This is a genomic window from Providencia lanzhouensis (genome assembly GCF_050469745.1).
Taxonomy (GTDB): domain Bacteria; phylum Pseudomonadota; class Gammaproteobacteria; order Enterobacterales; family Enterobacteriaceae; genus Providencia; species Providencia lanzhouensis.
The window spans coordinates 2,887,311-2,906,439 of the sequence record NZ_CP174123.1 but is presented as its reverse complement, the minus strand read 5'-3'; the positions used below and the strand labels follow the sequence as shown (position 1 = coordinate 2,906,439).

Below are 19,129 nucleotides of genomic sequence, written 5' to 3'. Positions count from 1 at the left end.
TCTCTCATTCAAACCCACAATTAATTTGTTGTACCTTTCCAGTATTAAAATAAAAATCTGCGTTACATCACGTTATGCGTTAATTTAAGCTCAATATCTTTTTAAGATAACTGCTATTCATTGGCTGATTTAATAAGTGTAGGATTTTATTTTATTCAATACCTAGCTTTGTTATCGAAGTGATCTTTATCATTTCATTGAGACATTTCAAAATATGAGTATTTTCAATTTTTGACTGAGTAAATGTACCTGCTTGTAATATCATGATTTTAATTTAATTAATTAGATTAAGTTGATAAAAACTTGAGGGATAGGATGAGCGAGCAACGCTTGTTTTGATTTATTACTAATAAAATGTGTTTTTGATGTTAATTAATGTGCAAGAATAATCAATATACACAGGTATGCGATATCTTATTTAGAGAGATATGAGTATTAATGTACTAAAATAACAATTCCGTGGTTGTAAAACTAAATTGGCACAAAATAAAAATGCATAAGATTTATGAGAAGTCTCTATTTCTCTATTCGGCTATATAGAAAATAGCGAGTTTTTAGCTTACACTAGGTTTCTAGGACATCATAATAATAGCGAAGAAAAGTACTGGTAAGGTAAATATATGTTTTTAAAAAATAAATTTTATGTCGCGTCTTTGCTTGCGGTAAGCACGGCTTTACTTTCTGGCTGTGTCACTGGTCCAAATGCGCAAAAGACGGCATTAGCTGATTCTCAAACCACCACAGCAGCAACGAATAATTCACAGCAAAATAGTAAGGCTGATGATTCTTACCCTGAATCTCAGAACGTTTTAAATAATGCTTTAGATCGTTCACCAAATGCTGTTGAGCAGCAGGGTGTTGCGCCACTAAATACTTGTATTAAAGAACTCAGTTCATTGAAAACGCTATCACCAGAAAGTTACAACCGTCTGGTAGGCTCATTTAAAGAAGTGAGTGAAATTAATCAGCTATACAAACAAATCGAAGCAACTGCTAGCCCAGATACCATTGAGCTATTGCAAATGGCTATTGAATCTAAAACAAAAGTTCTTTGTGCTAAGGTGCGTTACAACGCAGTGCTATCAACGGAATCAACTTTGCAGAAAATTAATGGATTATGAGACTTAACCTAAGGCTTTGTGTCTCTCTGGCACTTTTTTCGACATGTTTTTCAACAGCTTCCTACGCGGAGCGTTTTAACAATGTCATCGATGACTTTGATACTTACCTTCAATCTGAAAATGAAGGTCAAAAACCAAAGCCTCGACCTGTCGAAGTACCACTGAGTGTTAAATCACAAGCCCAAGGTTATGATGTCTTATCCTCTCTTTCGCCAGTTCCTGTGCCGAAAGAAAACCGTCAAGTTACGGCGGGTAAAGTAAAGAATACTAAAGAGAAAAAGGTGGCTCAGCGATCATCGAATGCGGTGACGTCATCTGAATCTCAAAATACAAAAGCATCGGCATCAACACCTATTGAGCCTAAAACACCTGTTCAAGTAGCAGAACCAGCTCAAGTAGCAGACACAGATATCAAACCTGCTATCGACGTCTGTTTGTTGCCTTCTGAGTCTCAATCTTACCAGCCTGCATCTTCCTATTTGCTACAAGGTAATCAATGGAATCCTAAGTATTTGGCGAAGGATTTTGCCAAATACCAAGTCATTATTGATCCTCTTGGCTTATATTCTTCGAATTTCACGAAGAAAGCAGGGACTGAAAACTCAGTCAATCTGGCTCAGTTGGCAAAGCTCATTGAGCAACAGCAATTAAAAAATCTGTATCGCTTTGGCGTTGCTCAAGGTGTTGGTGAGCTGATTTCGTACAATAAGCTGCTAACTGATGGTCAGTTAGTCACTAAACTGACTAACTACAATAAAGACATTGCTGAATTAAATCGCATCATTACTGAAAAGCAAACGACGATAGCTAAACTCAGTGGCGACATTGCAGCAAGTAAGTTGCAAATTGAGCAATTACAAAGTGTTGTAAAATCTGTTGATAATAAAGCTGTTATCGATGGGCTGAATAGTGAATTAGCTAAATCGCAGAAAGTGATTGCTGAAAAACAAGCTAATCTGGATAACCTTACCAAACAAAATAGCCAGTCATTAGACACTATCAAACAGTTGGAAAAACAGCTGAGTGATGGTGTGATTGAAGCGACAAATGCGAAAAAACAACTTGCCGACAAAGACAAGCAAGTCACGGATGCTCATCAGCGCATCGAGCAATTAACCTCCGAGATTGCCAAACTACAATCTGACGCGAAGCAGCAATTGCAGTCATCCGGCAATACGGATGAACAGCTGAAGTCTGTGAGTACCAACTTAGTACAGCAAGAAGCCTTACTGAAACAGCGTGAAGATGAGCTAAAGCAGGCTCAAGCGCAAAAAAATGATGTCCAATTAGCACTCAAGCAACAGCAAGATGCGGTTAAGCTGCTTGAACAACAGAATCAGCAACTGACCGCGCAAATGAAGCAGCAGTTGGCTGACAAAGACAAACAAGTCACGGATGCTCATCAGCGCATCGAGCAATTAACCTCCGAGATTACCAAATTGCAATCTGACGCGAAGCAGCAATTGCAGTCATCTGGTAATACTGATGAACAGCTGAAGTCTGTAAGTGCCAACTTAGTACAGCAACAAGCCTTACTGAAACAGCGTGAAGATGAGCTAAAGCAGGCTCAAGCGCAAAAAAATGATGTCCAATTAGCACTGAAACAACAGCAAGACGCGGTTAAGCAGCTTGAACAACAAAATCAGCAACTGGCAGATAAAGTAAAACAAAAATCTGTGGTAGAAGCTGAATTAGCTACATCTAAGCAGCTGCTAGCTAAGGCTAGTACAGACTTGCAAAACGTGAAGCAAGAGCTGGAAAATAAAGCCGCGTTGATGGCTCAAGCTAGCGACAAACAAGTTAAAGCTTTATCTGAGCAAAACCAGAAGCTTTTGACTCAACTCGCTGAAAAATCACAGCAGAACGATAAAATTCAAGCAACATTAGTTGAGCAAACCGCTAAGTTAGTGCAAAAAAATGCACTGGATGTTGAGTTAGCAGAAGCGAAGAAACAACAGGTTACTCAGCAAAATGCCCATGAAAAAATAGCTAAGCAACTGGCGGATAGCCAAAATCAGTACGCACAGTTACAAGCGCAGCTAACATCGAATGAGCAAAGCTATGCGGATGCGAAAAAACAGTTAGCACAAGCAAATACTGAAGTGCAAAAACTGCGTGCTGAATTAGAAAAACAGACTGAACTTGCAGGCAAAGATACTGACCTACAAGTCAAAGAATTAACTGCGGAATTGAATAAGCAAATTAGCTTACTCAAAGGCCGAGAAGAAGCTTTAACAAAGTTAGATCAAGAGAATAAAGGCATTCAAGATTCGTTAAAAGCGCAACTGTCTGATAAACAGCAGCTAGAGTCTCAAAATACTCAATTGATGTCACAAGCCAAAGAAAAAGAAGCATTGATTGCTAAGCTTGAAGGTGACATTGCCAATCGCAACAAACAGCAAGCAGACATCGAGCAAAAGCTGCTAGATGCGAACAAACAATTGAATGCGTTAAAGTTAGATGCTGAAAAATTTAATGCCGAGAATCTCTCGAAAAAAGATCAGGAATTGCTTCAACTCAAGAAGCAGCTCGATGAAAAAACAGCTGCGGATAACAAATCTAAGCTGGAGCTTGCTAGTGTTCAAGATAGTTTGAAGAAAGCAAAAGATGAGTTGGCATCCTTGAAATCATTTTCAACAGATGAGGGACTGAAAGCGCAAATTAGGGATCTTAATCAGCGCGTGACTCAGTTACGTGAAGAGAATGATGCATTAAGAACGAGCAAAAAGTCACCTACAGGTAAAGCGCCGACCATTATCCAAATCCCATCTGCGGATAATACGACTATTGCCAAAGAGAATGAAAAGCGGAATCAGAAGATCCTGCAGGATATAAAACAGCAGAAATACAGTAAGTTAGATAATTATACTTATTATAAGGTTTTACAAAAAGGTACACCAATTACAAATGTGAAAGACAAAAAAATCACATTGATCATGCGAGAACAACTTACCGATGGCAAGGTGACCGTTATGCATACAGAAAAAAATCCAATGGTGTTACCTTATGATCAACTTCCACCACCCATGAACTCGTTCGTAGAGAAAGTGGGTGTTGGCGGAATGGTCAAAATTTATATTGAGCCTGAAGGTGGTTATGGCCCAGAAGGTATTCCCGGTGAAGTGCCGCCAAACTCAATGTCAATTATTGATTTGAAAGTGATTCAAGCGAACTGATTAATAAGGTTCTAAATAAAAAGAAGGGGCTTACTTAAATAGTAGGCTCTTTTTTTATTTTCAACGATATGATTTATTGCGGGGTTGCCTTTCTGTCAGTGTAGCTAAGACATTAATCCTATACTGACAGGGCATATAACGTGAGGAAGGTACTAGGCGGCTTTACGCGACCTACTGGGGGTATAACCAAAGCGCTTATGATAGCTTTGAGTAAAGTAAGACTGACTTGAAAAGCCGGCTTCCATAGAAACTTCTACAATACTCATCGACGTATTTATCAATAATTGGTGTGCATACATGATGCGCTTCTCACTGATCCAAGAACGAGGTGATGTTGCATAAACAGTATGAAATAGCTCTTTGAATGTTGTTAAGCCCATGCCAAACGTTCTGGCAAACTCATTTAACTTCCACTCTTTTAAATAATTATTTTCCATGAATGTCTGCAAACGCTCAGCTTGACGATTACTGAGTTGTCGTAAATTGGACAACAGAGTTGCACCTTGCTCACTATAAGATAATAACAAGAGTAGCTCATTAATCCTTAATTTAAGGATCATTTCAGGATATTGAGTTTGAATAAATGATTCTAAGCTATTTTTTAACTCATTAATCAATGGGCTTGTTGTAAACTTGATGATGTCATTAGCGACATTGTCAGCTCGCTCAATCTCACTTAATTGTGATCCGTAATGAGATAAATACTCACGTAAAAACTTATCATCCAATGAGATCCATAAGAATTCACCATCTAGTGTATTGTTCTCTGTTTTAAACGAATATGACCCCTGTTTATGGTAGAGAATATCACCTTCATGTAGGCTCTCATTTGCGGCTGGAGTTTCCAGCAATATTGACCCTTTTTCTATTATGATAAGACCCTTAGAGGTTAAATCGAGTATCGCATGTGGGTTACTTTTATCTATGCGTACTTTTTTTATCACCTGATGACTTAATTGACTGTTCATGGTAGCACCTTTATTAAAATTAGCTCTTTAAGTAATAGTCGAAATCAAATATCAAGTTTTTAAATTCTATTGATATAAAAAATCACTATAACCTTGATGATTGAAATTATATGAGCTGTTTTTTTATATGTCATATCGTAAATTAAAGTATTAATAAATGTTTCGAAATATGCTTTTTACGATGCTTATAGGAAAACTGATCGGTTTTTCCGAGTAACCTATTTGGTGTTCTATTCACTTATTCTACAAGTTACCGGTAAATGTGGTTTTAAATTCCAGTTTTTCGATATTTTTTAGATTTTAATATTTTGTGTTTTTTTACGCTTTTTCATTGTTTTTTTATCTTTTAAAGGTAAGTAGTCATTATTTGTGTCTTATCATAAATAATAGTGATGCAAATTATTTAGGGTATATTCGTTAAAAGTATCAATAATAAATTTATCTAATGTATAAAATTGTTAATGACATTATTGATAAAATTATTAAATCATATTGATTTTTGTTTTTTATCAAAACATGCGTTTTAAGCTAAATATTGAGATGTATATCTCATTTTTAGTATTAATTGAGCAGTGTTATCATTTTTGTATTTTTCATAAGCATGGGTTTTGATTATTAATTATGTTCGGTTACTAATTTTTATATGAACGTCATTTCTGGAAATAGAAACATGATAGAGAGCTAAAGTCATTTTATCGAGATTCGATGAAAATTGAGAAGATAACGTGAGTGAGTTTAAAAACTGATAAAAAACCAATAAGATAGTGAAAAAAAACACACGAGGCTAACGAACAAGTTGTCGTTAAATATATTTAACATTTACACCGATAAATTTGTTTTTCTCAGTGATGTAATTCCGAATTGGTGTGGTGAAATATTCTGTTGATAAGATCATTTTTTCAGGTTGGATGTAGTACGTTCCCGACTAGGTAGCTCCGGGACAGGTTTTTTATCATCAATGAGATGACGAATTGCTAAAATAGGATGGTGATATAGCATTTTAGGGCCGGCCCAACGCATAATGATTTTCATTTGTTCACGTTGCTTTGGTTGGTAGCAATGTATAGGGCATTGTTTACAGGCTGGTTTTTCTTCACCATAACGACATTTATTTAGGCGTTTTACGGCATAGGAAAAAAGTATTTGGTAATGTTCTGGGTTGTCTTCAGGAGCAGGATGTGCCTTTTCATAGATTTTTATCATTTTTTCTATCGTTACGATTTCCCTCGATATTCTTTTACCCACCATCATCGCTTCTCCTCAAATAAAGATATATTTAATATATATCTTTATAGCAACTATTTATAGGCGCTTAAATCAATATAAAAGCATTTTCCCCCCATTAATAGCAAAAATGGCATAAGAGAAATTTCTTATGCCATTAACACTGTATTATCGCCAATTGTGTTGTAGCTAACTTATTGGAGCCTAATGCATTGAAGCTAAGACCCCAATGTATTTGATAAAGTAAGATTAGCTGCAGTTTAAAGGCACCTTATCGACTGGTTTGCATTATTCTCTGCATTTCATCTTTTAGATGCAATTTTTCTTTTTTAAGTTTGGCAACCTGTTCGTTATAGCCGGCACCTGAAGGTCCTTCAAGCTTGCTAATTTCTTTATCTAATTGGTGATGCTTCTCATAGAGAGATTGAAAGCGGGGGTGTGTGGAGATTAATTGTGAAACTAAATCTTGATCAGCAGATAACATACTACCTCCTCATAATGAATTAAGCCTCACTTTCAGTATAACCATTGATTGTTTTATGTACATATTGATGGGGCGGATTTACATAATTTTTATTAATTTTATGATCCTTATACTAATATTAAGTATTATCACTAAAGGATTAATGAGTTATCTATATTTTTGTAATTAAGAATCATCTATAGTGATTAAAGTGGTTGAATTGACCTACTATGTATCAAACCCTAGTTTTTAATGTTGTTATTTTTTTACCAATAGGAATTTTATGATGAAAAAAGCGATTTTGTCTGTAATGGCTGCGGTAGCAGTGTCTTCTTGTGCAATGGCGACTGAAGATTTAGGAAAGATCGCGCCTTACCCGAAAGCAGAATCTGGTATGACTCGTCATGTGATCCAGCTTGATACTCAGCAAAATGAATATGACTACATGGTTGAGCTGGTTATCGGAAAAACCATTAAAGCAGATTGTAATCGCCAATGGTTTATGGGTGACTTAGAAGAAAAAACCTTAGAGGGTTGGGGATATAACTACTACAAATTAGACGAAGTCAAAGGACCTGCCTCAACAATGATGGCTTGTAGCGAACCTGCAAAAGACCGCTTTATTACCACTCAATTAGGTGATGAAGCATTTGTTCGTTATAACAGCAAACTTCCAATTGTTGTTTATGCGCCAAAAGATATGGAAGTGAAATACCGCATTTGGTCGACAGACGATAAATTAATGAACTCTGTTAAGAAATAATGCATTAAAATGCCGCGTCAGTTTTCTATGATGCGGCATTTTTATTTTGTAAGCTTTAGATTAACGAACGACAAACACTGATGTTTGCGCATGACGCACAATGGCGGATGCAGTCGAACCTAATAAATAAGTGGATGTGCTTGGATGATGAGAACCGACGACAATTAGGTCGGCATTAATGGTTTTTGAGTAATCTAAAATTTCGTCTTTTGCTGAACCAATACTCACTTGACATGTAATTTGAGAACTTGGAATTTTAGTATCTTTGATCACTTCTTCTAATGCCCGCATTGCGAGTGTTGCACGCTCAGCCGAGTTTTTATGGCTTTCAGGTAAGATAGCGACTTCAATACCAAAAAATAGTTCTACACTTGGGATCACCGAGAAAAAGTGAATCTCAGGCTTCCCCAACGTTGCCAAATCTTCCACATGTTTGATGATGTTTGAATTTAAATCATCTTCTAACAGATCAATAGGAACCAATATTTTCTTATACATAGCCACCTCTTCATTTGTTATTTTAATTTGATTATATACCTATCATTTTATAAGTCATATTACACTTATGATTTTGTGATATTGAATTCACAGTAACATGGCTATCTAATAAAGATGAACCTACACTCTATCTATAATAGAGGATAGGTTAGTTATGAATATCTTCCTTTATAGCTTTTATCTGATTATGGCTTTTTATCTTATCAAGGATAGAAAAATAAAGAATAACCATTCTCAATCAATATAATCAATTATTTACAATTTATTATGAGACATTTAACAAACAATATGAGAATATCATTGAGCTTGATTAAGTCATTGAAAATAAACTATATTTAAATGATAATTGTTTTGTTTTTCATTAAGAAAATAAACTATGCATAAACATGAAATCCCAGCTTCCGGGAAAAATGAATTCGAATTGCAACAAGAGAAATTTAAAGCCGCAAAAAAAAGCACTTTGATCAGTGTGGCGGTGAATACTCTATTGTCTATTTGGCAAATTATTGTTGGGATATTTTCCCACTCTTCAGGCTTAATTGCTGATGGTATTCATACACTTTCGGATTTAGTTGCAGACTTTGTTGTCCTTATTGCGAATAAAAAAAGCCATAAGAAGCCAGATGCTGATCACCCATATGGTCATTTCCGTTATGAAAATGGTGCATCCCTTATTTTAGGGATTATTTTGTTGATCGTGGGTGTGGGAATGGGGTGGTCTGCGGTCGAAAAAATGATTAACCCAGATTTAATCCCAGAAGTTCATACGATTGCATTAGTTGCTGCATTAACGGCTTTGGTTGCGAAAGAAGGCTTATTCCGCTACATGCTGCATGTAGCAAATAAAGTTAATTCTAGCATGTTAGTGGCGAATGCTTGGCATGCGCGTTCTGATGCAGCCTCTTCATTAGTCGTCGCTATCGGGATTATTGGTAGTTTATGCGGTATCCGCATTCTTGACCCTATTGCTGCTTTAATTGTGGGGACATTTGTCTTCCGAATGGGATTCAAATTCACTTATCAATCTATGCAAGACTTAATGGATAAAGGGGCTGATGAAGAAACGCTTGAACAATTGAGCGATGTTCTTCGAGGTATTCCGGGAGTTAAAGGATTCCACGATTTGAAGACACGCAAATCTGGCGACTTTTTCCTTGTGGATGTTCATTTAGAGTTAGATGGTCAAATGACAATTCTAGAAGGGCATGATATAGCGGTAAACGTAAGGAAACAATTAATGAAAAACCCACAAGTACTGGATGTTATGACCCACTTAGACCCTTATGATAAAGATTGTTTGCATTAATTCTTATTTAATCATTAAGCACTTTTGAAAAAGCTGACGTATTATGCGCTCAGCTTTTTTCTTTTTACGTCATCGAGAATTCGTTTTATTATTGTTAAATTATGTTGGTTACACGATAAGTGGAAATATAAGGGATATTAGGGAAAAATGCAGTTTACCAAGCAACAACGTCACACTCTGCGCACACCGAAGGTCGTAGCACTCACAAATAAACAGGAAATGAAAATTATTTTGAGTAGTTTAGGCGCCAGCTGGGTGAGTTGTATATTACCGTTGGCGAGTGGTAAACGCGATATCATTTTAGGATCGCCTAATATGGCCGCTCAAATGGAGCAGCGAGTCTATTTTGGCGCAACGGTAGGACGAGTCGCAAATCGTATTGCAAATTCCACTTTTGATCTTGAAGGTCGTAAGTATCAACTTGCACATAATCAAGGTGCACATTGTTTGCATGGTGGGCGTGATAACTTTAGTTATCGAGTGTGGTCAATCGCTCAACCTGACCAACAGCAAGCGATTTTTACCCTTGTATCTTCTGATGGTGACCAAGGTTTTCCGGGGGAATTAAAAGTTGAAGTGCATTATGAGCTCACTGATGATAACCAAGTAGTCATTAACTACCGATATCAATGTAACCAAGATTGCCCGGTTAACCTGACTAATTACACCTATTTTAATCTTGCGGGTGAACAATCAGATCGTACTGCATTTGAGCATGATCTCCAAATGCAGGCTGCGTATTTCTTGCCACAAGATAATGAAGGGCTTCCAACGGGAGAGTGGCGTGAAGTTACTGACACTTATTTCGACTTTAGGCAAAAGAAACGCATTGGTTGTGACTTTTTACAAGACGAAGAGCAACAAGCGGTAGGTGGATACGATCATACTTTTGTGTTTGATGAGCCAGTAGTCGACGGGCAACAAATTGTGGCGACACTGGGTTCTCCCAATGGTGATGTACAAATGAATATGATGAGTACATCACCTGCAATCCATCTGTATACGGGGAACCATTTAGTCTCCGTTTTAGGTAAAAGTAAAACCTATACGCCATTTTCTGGAATAGTGTTGGCTCCGCAATACCCATTTGATGGTTTAGGGCATGATGAATCAGATGGCGCAAACCCTATCATTGCCAAAGCTAATCATATTTATACCAGTCAAACTCGCTATCAATTTATTTTTTAGTATCATGTACGAGGGGCTATGATCCCTCGTGATGATCTCTTTTATTTTATTCGGAATGTTAACTGTGACTTCATTTGCTGAACTAAATGCGCTTCCTGCGGAGCAGCTCTCCAATCTCAATGAATTGGGTTTTCTAACCATGACCCCAATTCAAGAAGCGGCATTACCCGCTATCCTTGCTGGCAAAGATGTGCGAGCTCAAGCTAAGACGGGGAGTGGAAAAACAGCTGCTTTTGGTCTAGGGCTATTACAACGTATTGATGCAAAAAACTTTAATACCCAATCCCTCGTTTTATGCCCAACAAGAGAATTAGCGGATCAAGTCGCGAATGAATTACGCCGTTTAGCGCGTTATATTCCTAATCTCAAAATTTTAACTTTATGTGGCGGTGTACCTTTTAGTGTTCAGCGTGATTCTTTAGTGCATGCAGCACATATTTTGGTGGCAACACCAGGGCGTTTGCTTGACCACTTACATAAAGAAACGGTGCGGTTAGATCATTTACAGACACTGGTACTTGATGAAGCCGACCGAATGTTAGATATGGGGTTTGCGGATGATATTGACGCAGTAATCTCTTTCGCGCCAGAAGATAGACAAACACTTTTATTCTCAGCAACATGGCCGGATAGCATTGCAGCAATTAGCCGACGTATCCAAAATAATCCACAAACCATTGAAATTAATTCGGTTAACGAATTACCTGACGTGGAGCAGCAGTTTTATGAAGTGTCTCGACATGACAAAATTGACTTACTGCAAAAGCTGTTAAGCCGTGAACAGCCAGCTTCTTGTGTCGTGTTCTGTAACACGAAAAAGGATTGCCAGGCGGTTTATGATGCTTTAATGGATAGCCGTCAAAGTGTCCTAGTCTTGCATGGTGATATGGAACAGCGCGATCGCGACCAAACCTTAGTCCAATTTGCAAATGGTAGTAGCCGAGTCTTGGTCGCGACGGATGTGGCGTCTCGAGGTTTAGACATTAAAGCACTGGAAATGGTGATTAACTTTGAATTGTCTTGGGATCCTGAAGTGCATGTTCATCGCATTGGTCGTACAGCTCGTGCAGGACAAAGCGGCTTAGCAATAAGCCTATGCTCACCTGAAGAAGCTCAACGCGCAAACGTGCTCGAAGAGATGCTTAACATGAAGCTGAATTGGCTGCCAGAGCCAACAGGATTGCGCATTACACCATTAGAAGCCCAATGGGCAACCTTATGCCTAGATGGCGGTAAAAAAGCCAAAATACGTCCTGGGGATATTCTGGGCGCATTAACTGGAGAGGTTGGTCTAGAAGGGGATGATATTGGTAAAATTGCGATTCACCCCATGCATGCCTATGTCGCTATTAAAAAATCAGTGGCGAACAAAGCGTGGAAGCAATTACAGCAAGGTAAAATCAAAGGCAAATCAGTGAGAGCGAGATTGCTAAAGTAAATTCCTAGACTGACATTTTTGAAGCCCTAGTTGAGTAAACTGGGGCTTTTTTGTTTCTATCATAATCAAAATAAGCAAATAAAACTTAATAATTTACTTTGATATTATTTCGCCTGTTTTATTCTTGCCGCGATTTCTGCGAAGCGCATTCCATTCATTTTATCGAGTTTCTTTTTTTATTTAATCTACTTAATTTTTTCGTTATAACAGCAATACCCCGTATTTAATCGGTTATTTGATTTCTGTTTTTTTAGAAAATGAGTTTTTCTTAATAACCAGAGAGTTGAATTTTTTTCTCAAAGTAAGGAAGTTTAATTTGTTGACATGGACGATAAGAACGAGGATTTTGTTTGACGATTGGTTAGAGATTCAAAACTATCAAGTAAAAAAGAAAGTACTTTCGATGCTTTTGATTCTTTCTGAATATGGACCTCATTTAGGGCGCCCTTATGCAGATAGATTAAAACTTTCTAAATTTATTCATATGAAAGAACTCAGGATCCCAGTTTCGGGGGTACCCATTCGAGTTTGTTTTGCGTTTGATCCAAGAAGTTGTGGAATTGTGTTATGTGCAGGTAATAAAAAGGGTTGTGACGAGAGTCAATTTTATATCAAGTTGATTAAATCAGCAGATGCGGAATATGCATCTCACTTAGTGAGACCGGAGGGATTATGGGTACGTTAAGCGAGTTACTAGAAAAATGTTCACCAGAAATGCGTCAAGAAATTGATGAAGAGGTCGAAAAGTTAAGGGAAGAAGTGATGGCGTCATTAGGACCAGCGGAAAATATTGCCACGGGACAAGATGATACTTCTACACTTGTGCCACAAATGCCATAAACCGGGGTATTTGTGATGAGCAGACAGTCAACGGTATTCGATGGAGCGGAGCCTTTGACTGTCTGTAAATCAAAAAAAATAACAAAACTAAATCACCCATAAATCGAGAAATTCATTAACAGGCATATTCTCAAACAATGGCTTGTCCAATGATGCAGATAAAATTCTCAGTTGTTGAGCTTCTGGGAATTGACGCGCTAAGTTGGTTCTGAACTTTTTAAGTAATAGAGGCATACCTTCTGGACGACGGCGTTTGTGACCAACAGGGTATTCGATAACGACTTCACTCAAGGTTTGCCCATCTTTTAATGTGATAGTCAGACCGTTGGTGATAGAGCGCTTGTCAGGATCATGATAATCCTGTGTAAACTCAGGGTCTTCATGACAATGCATTTTGGCACGCAGCGTATCAATTCGGCTATCTTGAGCGATACTATCCTCATAGTCAGATGCGGTAAGGCGACCAAAAATAAGCGTAATTGCTACCATATATTGAATGCAATGATCGCGGTCTGCCGGGTTCTGTAATGGTCCTTGTTTATCAATAATGCGCACACAAGCTTCATGGGTACGAATTGATATAGACTCGATATCGTCAGCGGTTTTTCCCATTGAACTAAGTTGTTCATGCAATTGTAAAGCGGCTTCAACTGCGGTTTGAGCGTGAAATTCTGCCGGAAAAGAAATTTTGAACAATACATTTTCCATTACATAAGAGCCATAAGGTCGCTGGAATTTAAACGGCTGACCACGGAACAGAGAGTCATAAAAGCCCCATGTTTTGGCAGTTAATGCAGTTGGATAGCCCATTTCTCCTTTTTGCGCCATGAGTGCCAAGCGAACTGCGCGCGAGGTGGCATCACCTGCTGCCCATGACTTGCGGGAGCCTGTGTTTGGAGTGTGTCGATAGGTACGTAAGCTATGACCATCAACCCATGCAAGGGAAACAGCATTGAGAATTTGCTCACGGGAGAGTCCTAGCATTTGAGCCACGACGGCGGTTGATGCCACTTTGACCAGAATGACATGGTCAAGACCGACTTTATTAAACGCGTTTTCGAGAGCGATACAGCCTTGAATTTCATGAGCTTTGATCATGGCTGTGAGGACGTCTCGGATCACTAACGGCTTTTTGCCTCTAGCGAGATTTTCACGAGAAAGCCAATCCGCGGTGGCTAAAATACCACCTAGGTTATCGGAAGGGTGTCCCCATTCCGCGGCTAGCCAAGTGTCGTTGAAGTCTAACCAGCGGCATAAGGTTCCAATATTAAATGCAGCTTGAACAGGGTCTAATTGAAATTGTGTTCCGGGAACTTTTGTGCCATTTGGGACGTGTGTACCAGGGACGATAGGGCCTAATAACTTTTTGCAAGCCGGATATTCAAGTGATTCCATTCCACAGCCTAGTGTGTCCAGTAAACAGTAATAGGCGGTATCGTAAGCTAACGTTGAAGTGATAGGAAAATCAATAACATAATCGACAATATCCGTCATCACTTTATCAAATTGAACATGTGGGGTCATTTGAGTTTGCGTGGTCATTATTTTTACCTTAATTAGCGCTGTTCAATGGGAACAAAGAGTTTATTTTCTGGGCCAGTGTAGTTTGCTGAAGGACGAATAATTTTATTATCTTGGCGTTGTTCAATCACATGAGCTGACCATCCCGCAATCCGTGCGATGGCAAACAATGGGGTGTACATTGCCGTAGGAACGCCCATTAAGTGATAAACCACCGCAGAGAACCAATCTAGATTAGGAAACATGTTTTTTTCACGTTTCATAACGGATTCAATATGATCTGCAATGGTGTACAAATGCCGATTCATACTTTGTTCTGAAAGCTGTAAGGCGACGGATTTGATGATTGGATGGCGGGGATCAGCCAAGGTATAAACGGGGTGACCAAAGCCAATAATAACTTCTGAGTTTTTAATTCGAGCCACGATGTCTTGTTCCGCCTCCTCAATAGAGGCATAGCGTTGCTGAATTTCTAATGAAACTTCATTGGCGCCACCATGCTTCGGTCCCCTTAACGCCGCAATGGCACCTGTAATTGCTGAGTAAAAATCGGTGCCCGTTCCAGCAATCACACGAGCTGCAAATGTTGAGGCGTTAAACTCATGTTCTGCATATAAAATAGAGGCAATATGCATGAATTTTTCCCACTGAGCAGACGGTTTTTTACCGTGTAACAGATGCAAAAAATGGGCGCCAATGGAGTCATCATCAGTCATGGTTTCAATACGGCGACCATGGTGGCTAAAGTGGTACCAATACAGCAAAATGGAACCCAGAGATGCAAGTAATCGGTCGGCAATATCTTTAGCGCCAGCGACGGTATGCACATCTTTTTCTGGTAATACACAGCCCATCATCGAAACGCCAGTGCGAATGACATCCATCGGATGCGTATTGGCAGGGATGGACTCTAATGTTTGCTTTACATTTGTCGGCAAACCCCTTAGAGGTTTAAGTTTTTCTTTGTACGCTGACAATTCAGTGCGGTTAGGGAGTTTATCGTGGATAAGTAAATAGGCGACTTCTTCATATTCACACTGAGTGGCTAAATCGTGGATATCATAGCCCCGATAGTGGAGGTCATTACCATTTCGACCTACGGTACAAAGTGCCGTATTGCCAGCGGTTACGCCTGATAAGGCGACTGATTTTTTGGGTTTGAAACCAGTACTTTTAAGTTGCTCATTCATCATTGATTCCTTGTAGGGGGCAGAAGAGATTACAACTTGCTCGATTCACGGTTTATGTGCTGCAAGAAAAGAAATTAGCGTTTTTTATTTTGTGAAAATAACGCATCCAGTTTTTCTTCATACTGATAGTAATTAATGGATTTATAGAGCTCTTCACGAGTCTGCATAAGTGACACGACATTTTTCTGGGTGCCTTGCTGGCGTAAGGTGTTATATACCTGCTCAGCGGCTTTATTCATGGCACGAAAAGCGGAAAGTGGATACAAGGCGATGGCAATGCCGACACTTCGTAACTCATCTAAAGTAAACAGCGGAGTTTGACCAAATTCAGTTAAGTTAGCTAATACAGGCACTTGCGTATGTTGAGTAAATTGCTGATACATGCCTAACTCAGTAATCGCTTCGGGAAACAGCATATCGGCACCCGCCTCGATGTAAGCACTTGCTCGCTCTAAAGCTGCCTCAAGCCCTTCAACGGCCAGCGCATCAGTGCGTGCCATGATGACAAAATTTTCATCTGTTCTTGCATCGACAGCAGCTTTGATTCGGTCAACCATTTCTTGAGTGGACACAATTTCTTTATTAGGGCGATGACCACAACGTTTCGCGCCAACTTGGTCTTCCAAGTGCAGCCCAGCAGCACCCGCTTTCACCATCGACTTGACGGTACGGGCTACGTTAAATGCGGAAGGACCAAAACCAATATCCGCATCCACCATTAACGGTAAATCACAGACATCAGTAATGCGACGAATATCAATCAGCACATCATCCAGTGTAGAAATGCCTAAATCTGGGATCCCTAATGAACCAGCCGCCACGCCGCCGCCAGACAAATAAATGGCTTTATAGCCAGCTTGTTGAGCAAGAAGAGCATGGTTTGCATTGATAGTACCGACCAATTGAAGAGGGGATTCGCTGTTAACGGCATCTCGAAATTTTTGACCTGCGGAACGGCTAGACATAAACACCTCGGAGTTGGTTAATCATGTGTAAATGACTTTTACTAACGATATGACTTTTACTAACTATAGTTAGGTAGCAATTGACGTGCCAGTTCAGAAGGAAAGCGTGAGGTTATTATTAAGTTTTAAATATCAATAAGATAAAAGCTTTTATTTTTATGTGACAAGAAAGCCATTTTTTAACCAATTGGTTAGCATGTTTCATTGAGTCGATATATTGTTTCATGAAACAAAAGTGAAACATCACAGCGCGAAGCAAACCCCGCGTAGAAGTAAACCCTGTGGAGGAGAACAATGGATAAACCCATTATTTGGACGGTGTCAGTATCTCGTCTTTACACGCTATTTCGTGATATTAGCCCTGAATTTAGTGCACAAGCTGACATCACTCCACTGAATATCGGTTTTGAGCAAGCCGCGGAAGAAGTTCGACGCCGTTTAAAGGAGGGGCATTGTGACGCGATTATCAGCGCAGGCTCTAATGGGGCATATTTAAAAAGTCATGTTTCGGTTCCCGTTATTATTGTGAATATTAACGGCTTTGATGTGATGCAAGCATTAGCGAAGGCTCGGGAAATTAGCGATAAAGTTGGCATTATTAGTTATCAAAAAATTATCCCTGCATTAGAGCAGTTTCAACATAATTTTGGATTACAGATTGAACAGCGCAGCTATGTCACTGCCGAAGATGCTCGAGCACAACTAAAAGCACTAAAAGCCATGGGGGTAAAAGTCATTGTGGGAGCGGGATTAATTACCGATCTTGCTGAAGAAATGGGTATGACAGGGATTTTTATCTACTCGACACAGACCATTCGACAAGCCTTTTCTGATGCGATTGAGCTCAGCAGAATGTCCCATCGCCATGTGACTGAGCAATCACGTTATCCTCAGCTGAATACAGCAAAAGTTAGACACACGATTAATGATCTGATTGGTTTGTCGCCTGCAATGGAGCGAGTTCGTCAAACCATTATGTTGTATGCCCGTTCAGATGCCACGGTGTTAATACAAGGTGAAAGTGGCACGGGGAAAGAGATGGTGGCCCAAGCTATTCATCACGAATACAGTTTGTTTAATCAGCAAAAACGCAGTAAACAGCAAATGCCATTTGTGGCCGTCAACTGTGGTGCCATTCCTGAAACATTACTGGAAGCGGAACTGTTTGGTTACGAAGAAGGCGCATTTACTGGCTCGCGTAGAGGCGGTCGAGCAGGGTTGTTTGAACTAGCGAATGGGGGAACCCTTTTTCTTGATGAAATCGGCGAGATGCCAATAGCGTTACAAACTCGGTTATTGCGGGTGTTAGAAGAGCGTTCCGTGGTACGAGTAGGAGGGTATCGACCGCTACAGGTTAACGTTCGTGTTATCTGTGCGACCCACTGCGACCTTGATGAATGGGTAGCGCAAGGCAAATTCCGTGGCGATCTTTTCTATCGCCTAGGTGTTCTTCGCATGAAAGTTCCCGCATTATCAGAGCGTAATGAGGATATTTTCACGCTTGCAGAACGATTATTGAAACTTGCTTTTGCCGGATTACAACTGCCTCTTCCAGCCTTTAGAGTTAAGCAACTTCTCAGTTGTCGAGACTTTTTTCTCTCCTATTCATGGCCAGGCAATGTACGAGAATTACGTAACTTAATGGAGCGTGTCGCGCTCTATTGTAGTGCCTATGCGGATAAAAGCATCAATCCAGACATGCTCAAGATGCTATCGCCAGAAAGGAAAACAAAGGTAAATCCGGCAAAGACGCAGGAAGGAACCGAGACGCTAGAGGAAGTGATGGCAAGGCTTAATGGGGATCGTAAGGCGGTGGCGGAGTTTCTCGGTATCAGTCGGACAACTTTATGGCGACGCTTGTCTTCGTCCTAGTTTTCACTGTGGCTGTGTTGGTTTCGCATAAGTTACCTGAGTCACATACTTATGTATGCTCCCCAGGCTAACTGATGCTTACCGCCTTGCCACAGCAAAAACTAGTTAGAAGACAACTCGAAGTTAGAGGGCAATTATTAAAACAAGATAATAATAATTTATAAAAATGGGTGTTTGAGTAATAAATACCACTAATTAAGTATATTGATAAGCCTGAGGCTAATTAATTAGCAAAAATAGTTTTGAATAGATTTCTTTTTAAGAAAAGTGATAAATATATTTTGAAAGAGAGGATAGAAGTGGGAAGTTTTGTTTCAAAAAGTAACGATAGGGATTTTTCGGTTTTCTTTTTATGATATTGATATTAAATTAATTGTTTGTTTTTATGGCGATTTTCTAGGGGGTTTTACTGCATAAAAAAACGTGATTTTTCTCACATAAATAAATTTACTAGTCATCATTAGTTTTTCTCATTGTCATTCCGGTCTTGAAAGATCTATATTGCGCTCAAATTAGCCTCATCTATTTAATTTCATCACTGCACCAGTCGCTAAAATATATTCATTTTTATGAATGATTTTGCCGTGATTATCGAC

The 19,129-nt window shown here is 39.2% G+C and carries 16 protein-coding genes; 9 read left to right on the top strand and 7 right to left on the bottom strand.

Annotated features, from left to right (window positions below):
- Positions 1 to 620: 620 nt before the first annotated feature.
- Positions 621 to 1,121 carry a hypothetical protein gene (locus tag ACIH2S_RS13800; protein WP_108478264.1) on the top strand — a complete coding sequence of 167 codons (501 nt, stop codon included), beginning with the start codon at positions 621 to 623 and terminating at the stop codon, positions 1,119 to 1,121.
- Complete coding sequence (locus ACIH2S_RS13795) at positions 1,118 to 4,297, top strand: FKBP-type peptidyl-prolyl cis-trans isomerase (protein WP_230480632.1); 3,180 nt, start codon at positions 1,118 to 1,120, stop codon at positions 4,295 to 4,297. The genes ACIH2S_RS13800 and ACIH2S_RS13795 overlap by 4 nt, the downstream gene beginning before the upstream one ends.
- Positions 4,298 to 4,449: 152 nt before the next feature.
- Here the strand turns inward: ACIH2S_RS13795 and ACIH2S_RS13790 are convergent, their stop codons facing one another.
- From ACIH2S_RS13790 to ACIH2S_RS13780, 3 genes are all read right to left on the bottom strand, one after another.
- Complete coding sequence (locus ACIH2S_RS13790) at positions 4,450 to 5,265, bottom strand: helix-turn-helix transcriptional regulator (RefSeq protein ID WP_036951126.1); 816 nt, start codon at positions 5,263 to 5,265, stop codon at positions 4,450 to 4,452.
- A gap of 891 nt (positions 5,266 to 6,156) precedes the next feature.
- Positions 6,157 to 6,513 carry a nitrous oxide-stimulated promoter family protein gene (locus ACIH2S_RS13785; protein ID WP_036951235.1) on the bottom strand — a complete coding sequence of 119 codons (357 nt, stop codon included), beginning with the start codon at positions 6,511 to 6,513 and terminating at the stop codon, positions 6,157 to 6,159.
- A 247-nt stretch (positions 6,514 to 6,760) separates the two neighbouring features.
- Positions 6,761 to 6,973 carry a DUF465 domain-containing protein gene (locus tag ACIH2S_RS13780; RefSeq protein ID WP_036951125.1) on the bottom strand — a complete coding sequence of 71 codons (213 nt, stop codon included), beginning with the start codon at positions 6,971 to 6,973 and terminating at the stop codon, positions 6,761 to 6,763.
- A 265-nt stretch (positions 6,974 to 7,238) separates the two neighbouring features.
- Between ACIH2S_RS13780 and eco the strand changes: the two genes are divergently transcribed.
- A complete protein-coding gene (eco, locus tag ACIH2S_RS13775; RefSeq protein ID WP_036951124.1) occupies positions 7,239 to 7,715 on the top strand; it encodes a serine protease inhibitor ecotin in 477 nt (158 codons plus the stop codon).
- 60 nt (positions 7,716 to 7,775) lie between these two features.
- Here eco and ACIH2S_RS13770 read toward each other — a convergent pair whose 3' ends face one another.
- Positions 7,776 to 8,213 carry a universal stress protein gene (locus tag ACIH2S_RS13770; RefSeq protein WP_036951122.1) on the bottom strand — a complete coding sequence of 146 codons (438 nt, stop codon included), beginning with the start codon at positions 8,211 to 8,213 and terminating at the stop codon, positions 7,776 to 7,778.
- 376 nt (positions 8,214 to 8,589) lie between these two features.
- Between ACIH2S_RS13770 and ACIH2S_RS13765 the strand changes: the two genes are divergently transcribed.
- The 5 genes from ACIH2S_RS13765 to ACIH2S_RS13745 all read left to right on the top strand — a co-directional run bounded on the left by ACIH2S_RS13765 (position 8,590) and on the right by ACIH2S_RS13745 (position 12,985).
- Positions 8,590 to 9,519, top strand: a complete 930-nt coding sequence (locus ACIH2S_RS13765; protein ID WP_036951121.1) for a cation diffusion facilitator family transporter — start codon at positions 8,590 to 8,592, stop codon at positions 9,517 to 9,519.
- A gap of 147 nt (positions 9,520 to 9,666) precedes the next feature.
- Positions 9,667 to 10,707, top strand: a complete 1,041-nt coding sequence (locus tag ACIH2S_RS13760; RefSeq protein WP_321146662.1) for a galactose-1-epimerase — start codon at positions 9,667 to 9,669, stop codon at positions 10,705 to 10,707.
- A 64-nt stretch (positions 10,708 to 10,771) separates the two neighbouring features.
- Positions 10,772 to 12,145 carry an ATP-dependent RNA helicase DbpA gene (gene dbpA, locus ACIH2S_RS13755; protein WP_036951234.1) on the top strand — a complete coding sequence of 458 codons (1,374 nt, stop codon included), beginning with the start codon at positions 10,772 to 10,774 and terminating at the stop codon, positions 12,143 to 12,145.
- A gap of 316 nt (positions 12,146 to 12,461) precedes the next feature.
- A complete protein-coding gene (locus tag ACIH2S_RS13750; RefSeq protein WP_430247604.1) occupies positions 12,462 to 12,830 on the top strand; it encodes a type II toxin-antitoxin system RelE/ParE family toxin in 369 nt (122 codons plus the stop codon).
- Positions 12,818 to 12,985: a hypothetical protein gene (locus ACIH2S_RS13745; protein WP_154600033.1), complete on the top strand. Its 168-nt coding sequence runs from the start codon at positions 12,818 to 12,820 to the stop codon at positions 12,983 to 12,985. Before ACIH2S_RS13750 ends, ACIH2S_RS13745 begins: the two co-directional genes overlap by 13 nt.
- 87 nt (positions 12,986 to 13,072) lie before the next feature.
- Here ACIH2S_RS13745 and ACIH2S_RS13740 read toward each other — a convergent pair whose 3' ends face one another.
- The 3 genes from ACIH2S_RS13740 to prpB all read right to left on the bottom strand — a co-directional run bounded on the left by ACIH2S_RS13740 (position 13,073) and on the right by prpB (position 16,661).
- Entirely contained in the window at positions 13,073 to 14,527 is a 1,455-nt protein-coding gene (locus tag ACIH2S_RS13740; RefSeq protein ID WP_321146661.1) for a bifunctional 2-methylcitrate dehydratase/aconitate hydratase, read from the bottom strand.
- 14 nt (positions 14,528 to 14,541) lie between these two features.
- Complete coding sequence (gene prpC, locus ACIH2S_RS13735; RefSeq protein ID WP_108478260.1) at positions 14,542 to 15,696, bottom strand: bifunctional 2-methylcitrate synthase/citrate synthase; 1,155 nt, start codon at positions 15,694 to 15,696, stop codon at positions 14,542 to 14,544.
- Positions 15,697 to 15,770: 74 nt separating this feature from the next.
- The gene (gene prpB / locus ACIH2S_RS13730) at positions 15,771 to 16,661 is read right to left on the bottom strand and encodes a methylisocitrate lyase (RefSeq protein WP_154600030.1); all 891 of its coding nucleotides are present in this window, start codon (positions 16,659 to 16,661) and stop codon (positions 15,771 to 15,773) included.
- Positions 16,662 to 16,955: 294 nt separating this feature from the next.
- On the opposite strand from prpB, the gene prpR reads away from it, so the two are divergent.
- On the top strand, positions 16,956 to 18,533 hold the full coding sequence (gene prpR / locus ACIH2S_RS13725) for a propionate catabolism operon regulatory protein PrpR (protein ID WP_430247601.1): 1,578 nt from the start codon (positions 16,956 to 16,958) through the stop codon (positions 18,531 to 18,533).
- Positions 18,534 to 19,129: the final 596 nt, after the last annotated feature.

Bases quoted from the DNA above. Each gene is read 5' to 3' on its own strand.
- ACIH2S_RS13800 (WP_108478264.1), top strand. From the start codon at position 621: ATGTTTTTAAAAAATAAATTTTATGTCGCGTCTTTGCTTGCGGTAAGC.
- ACIH2S_RS13795 (WP_230480632.1), top strand. From the start codon at position 1,118: ATGAGACTTAACCTAAGGCTTTGTGTCTCTCTGGCACTTTTTTCGACA.
- ACIH2S_RS13790 (WP_036951126.1), bottom strand. From the start codon at position 5,265: ATGAACAGTCAATTAAGTCATCAGGTGATAAAAAAAGTACGCATAGAT.
- ACIH2S_RS13785 (WP_036951235.1), bottom strand. From the start codon at position 6,513: ATGGTGGGTAAAAGAATATCGAGGGAAATCGTAACGATAGAAAAAATG.
- ACIH2S_RS13780 (WP_036951125.1), bottom strand. From the start codon at position 6,973: ATGTTATCTGCTGATCAAGATTTAGTTTCACAATTAATCTCCACACAC.
- eco (WP_036951124.1), top strand. From the start codon at position 7,239: ATGAAAAAAGCGATTTTGTCTGTAATGGCTGCGGTAGCAGTGTCTTCT.
- ACIH2S_RS13770 (WP_036951122.1), bottom strand. From the start codon at position 8,213: ATGTATAAGAAAATATTGGTTCCTATTGATCTGTTAGAAGATGATTTA.
- ACIH2S_RS13765 (WP_036951121.1), top strand. From the start codon at position 8,590: ATGCATAAACATGAAATCCCAGCTTCCGGGAAAAATGAATTCGAATTG.
- ACIH2S_RS13760 (WP_321146662.1), top strand. From the start codon at position 9,667: ATGCAGTTTACCAAGCAACAACGTCACACTCTGCGCACACCGAAGGTC.
- ACIH2S_RS13745 (WP_154600033.1), top strand. From the start codon at position 12,818: ATGGGTACGTTAAGCGAGTTACTAGAAAAATGTTCACCAGAAATGCGT.
- ACIH2S_RS13740 (WP_321146661.1), bottom strand. From the start codon at position 14,527: ATGACCACGCAAACTCAAATGACCCCACATGTTCAATTTGATAAAGTG.
- prpC (WP_108478260.1), bottom strand. From the start codon at position 15,696: ATGAATGAGCAACTTAAAAGTACTGGTTTCAAACCCAAAAAATCAGTC.
- prpB (WP_154600030.1), bottom strand. From the start codon at position 16,661: ATGTCTAGCCGTTCCGCAGGTCAAAAATTTCGAGATGCCGTTAACAGC.
- prpR (WP_430247601.1), top strand. From the start codon at position 16,956: ATGGATAAACCCATTATTTGGACGGTGTCAGTATCTCGTCTTTACACG.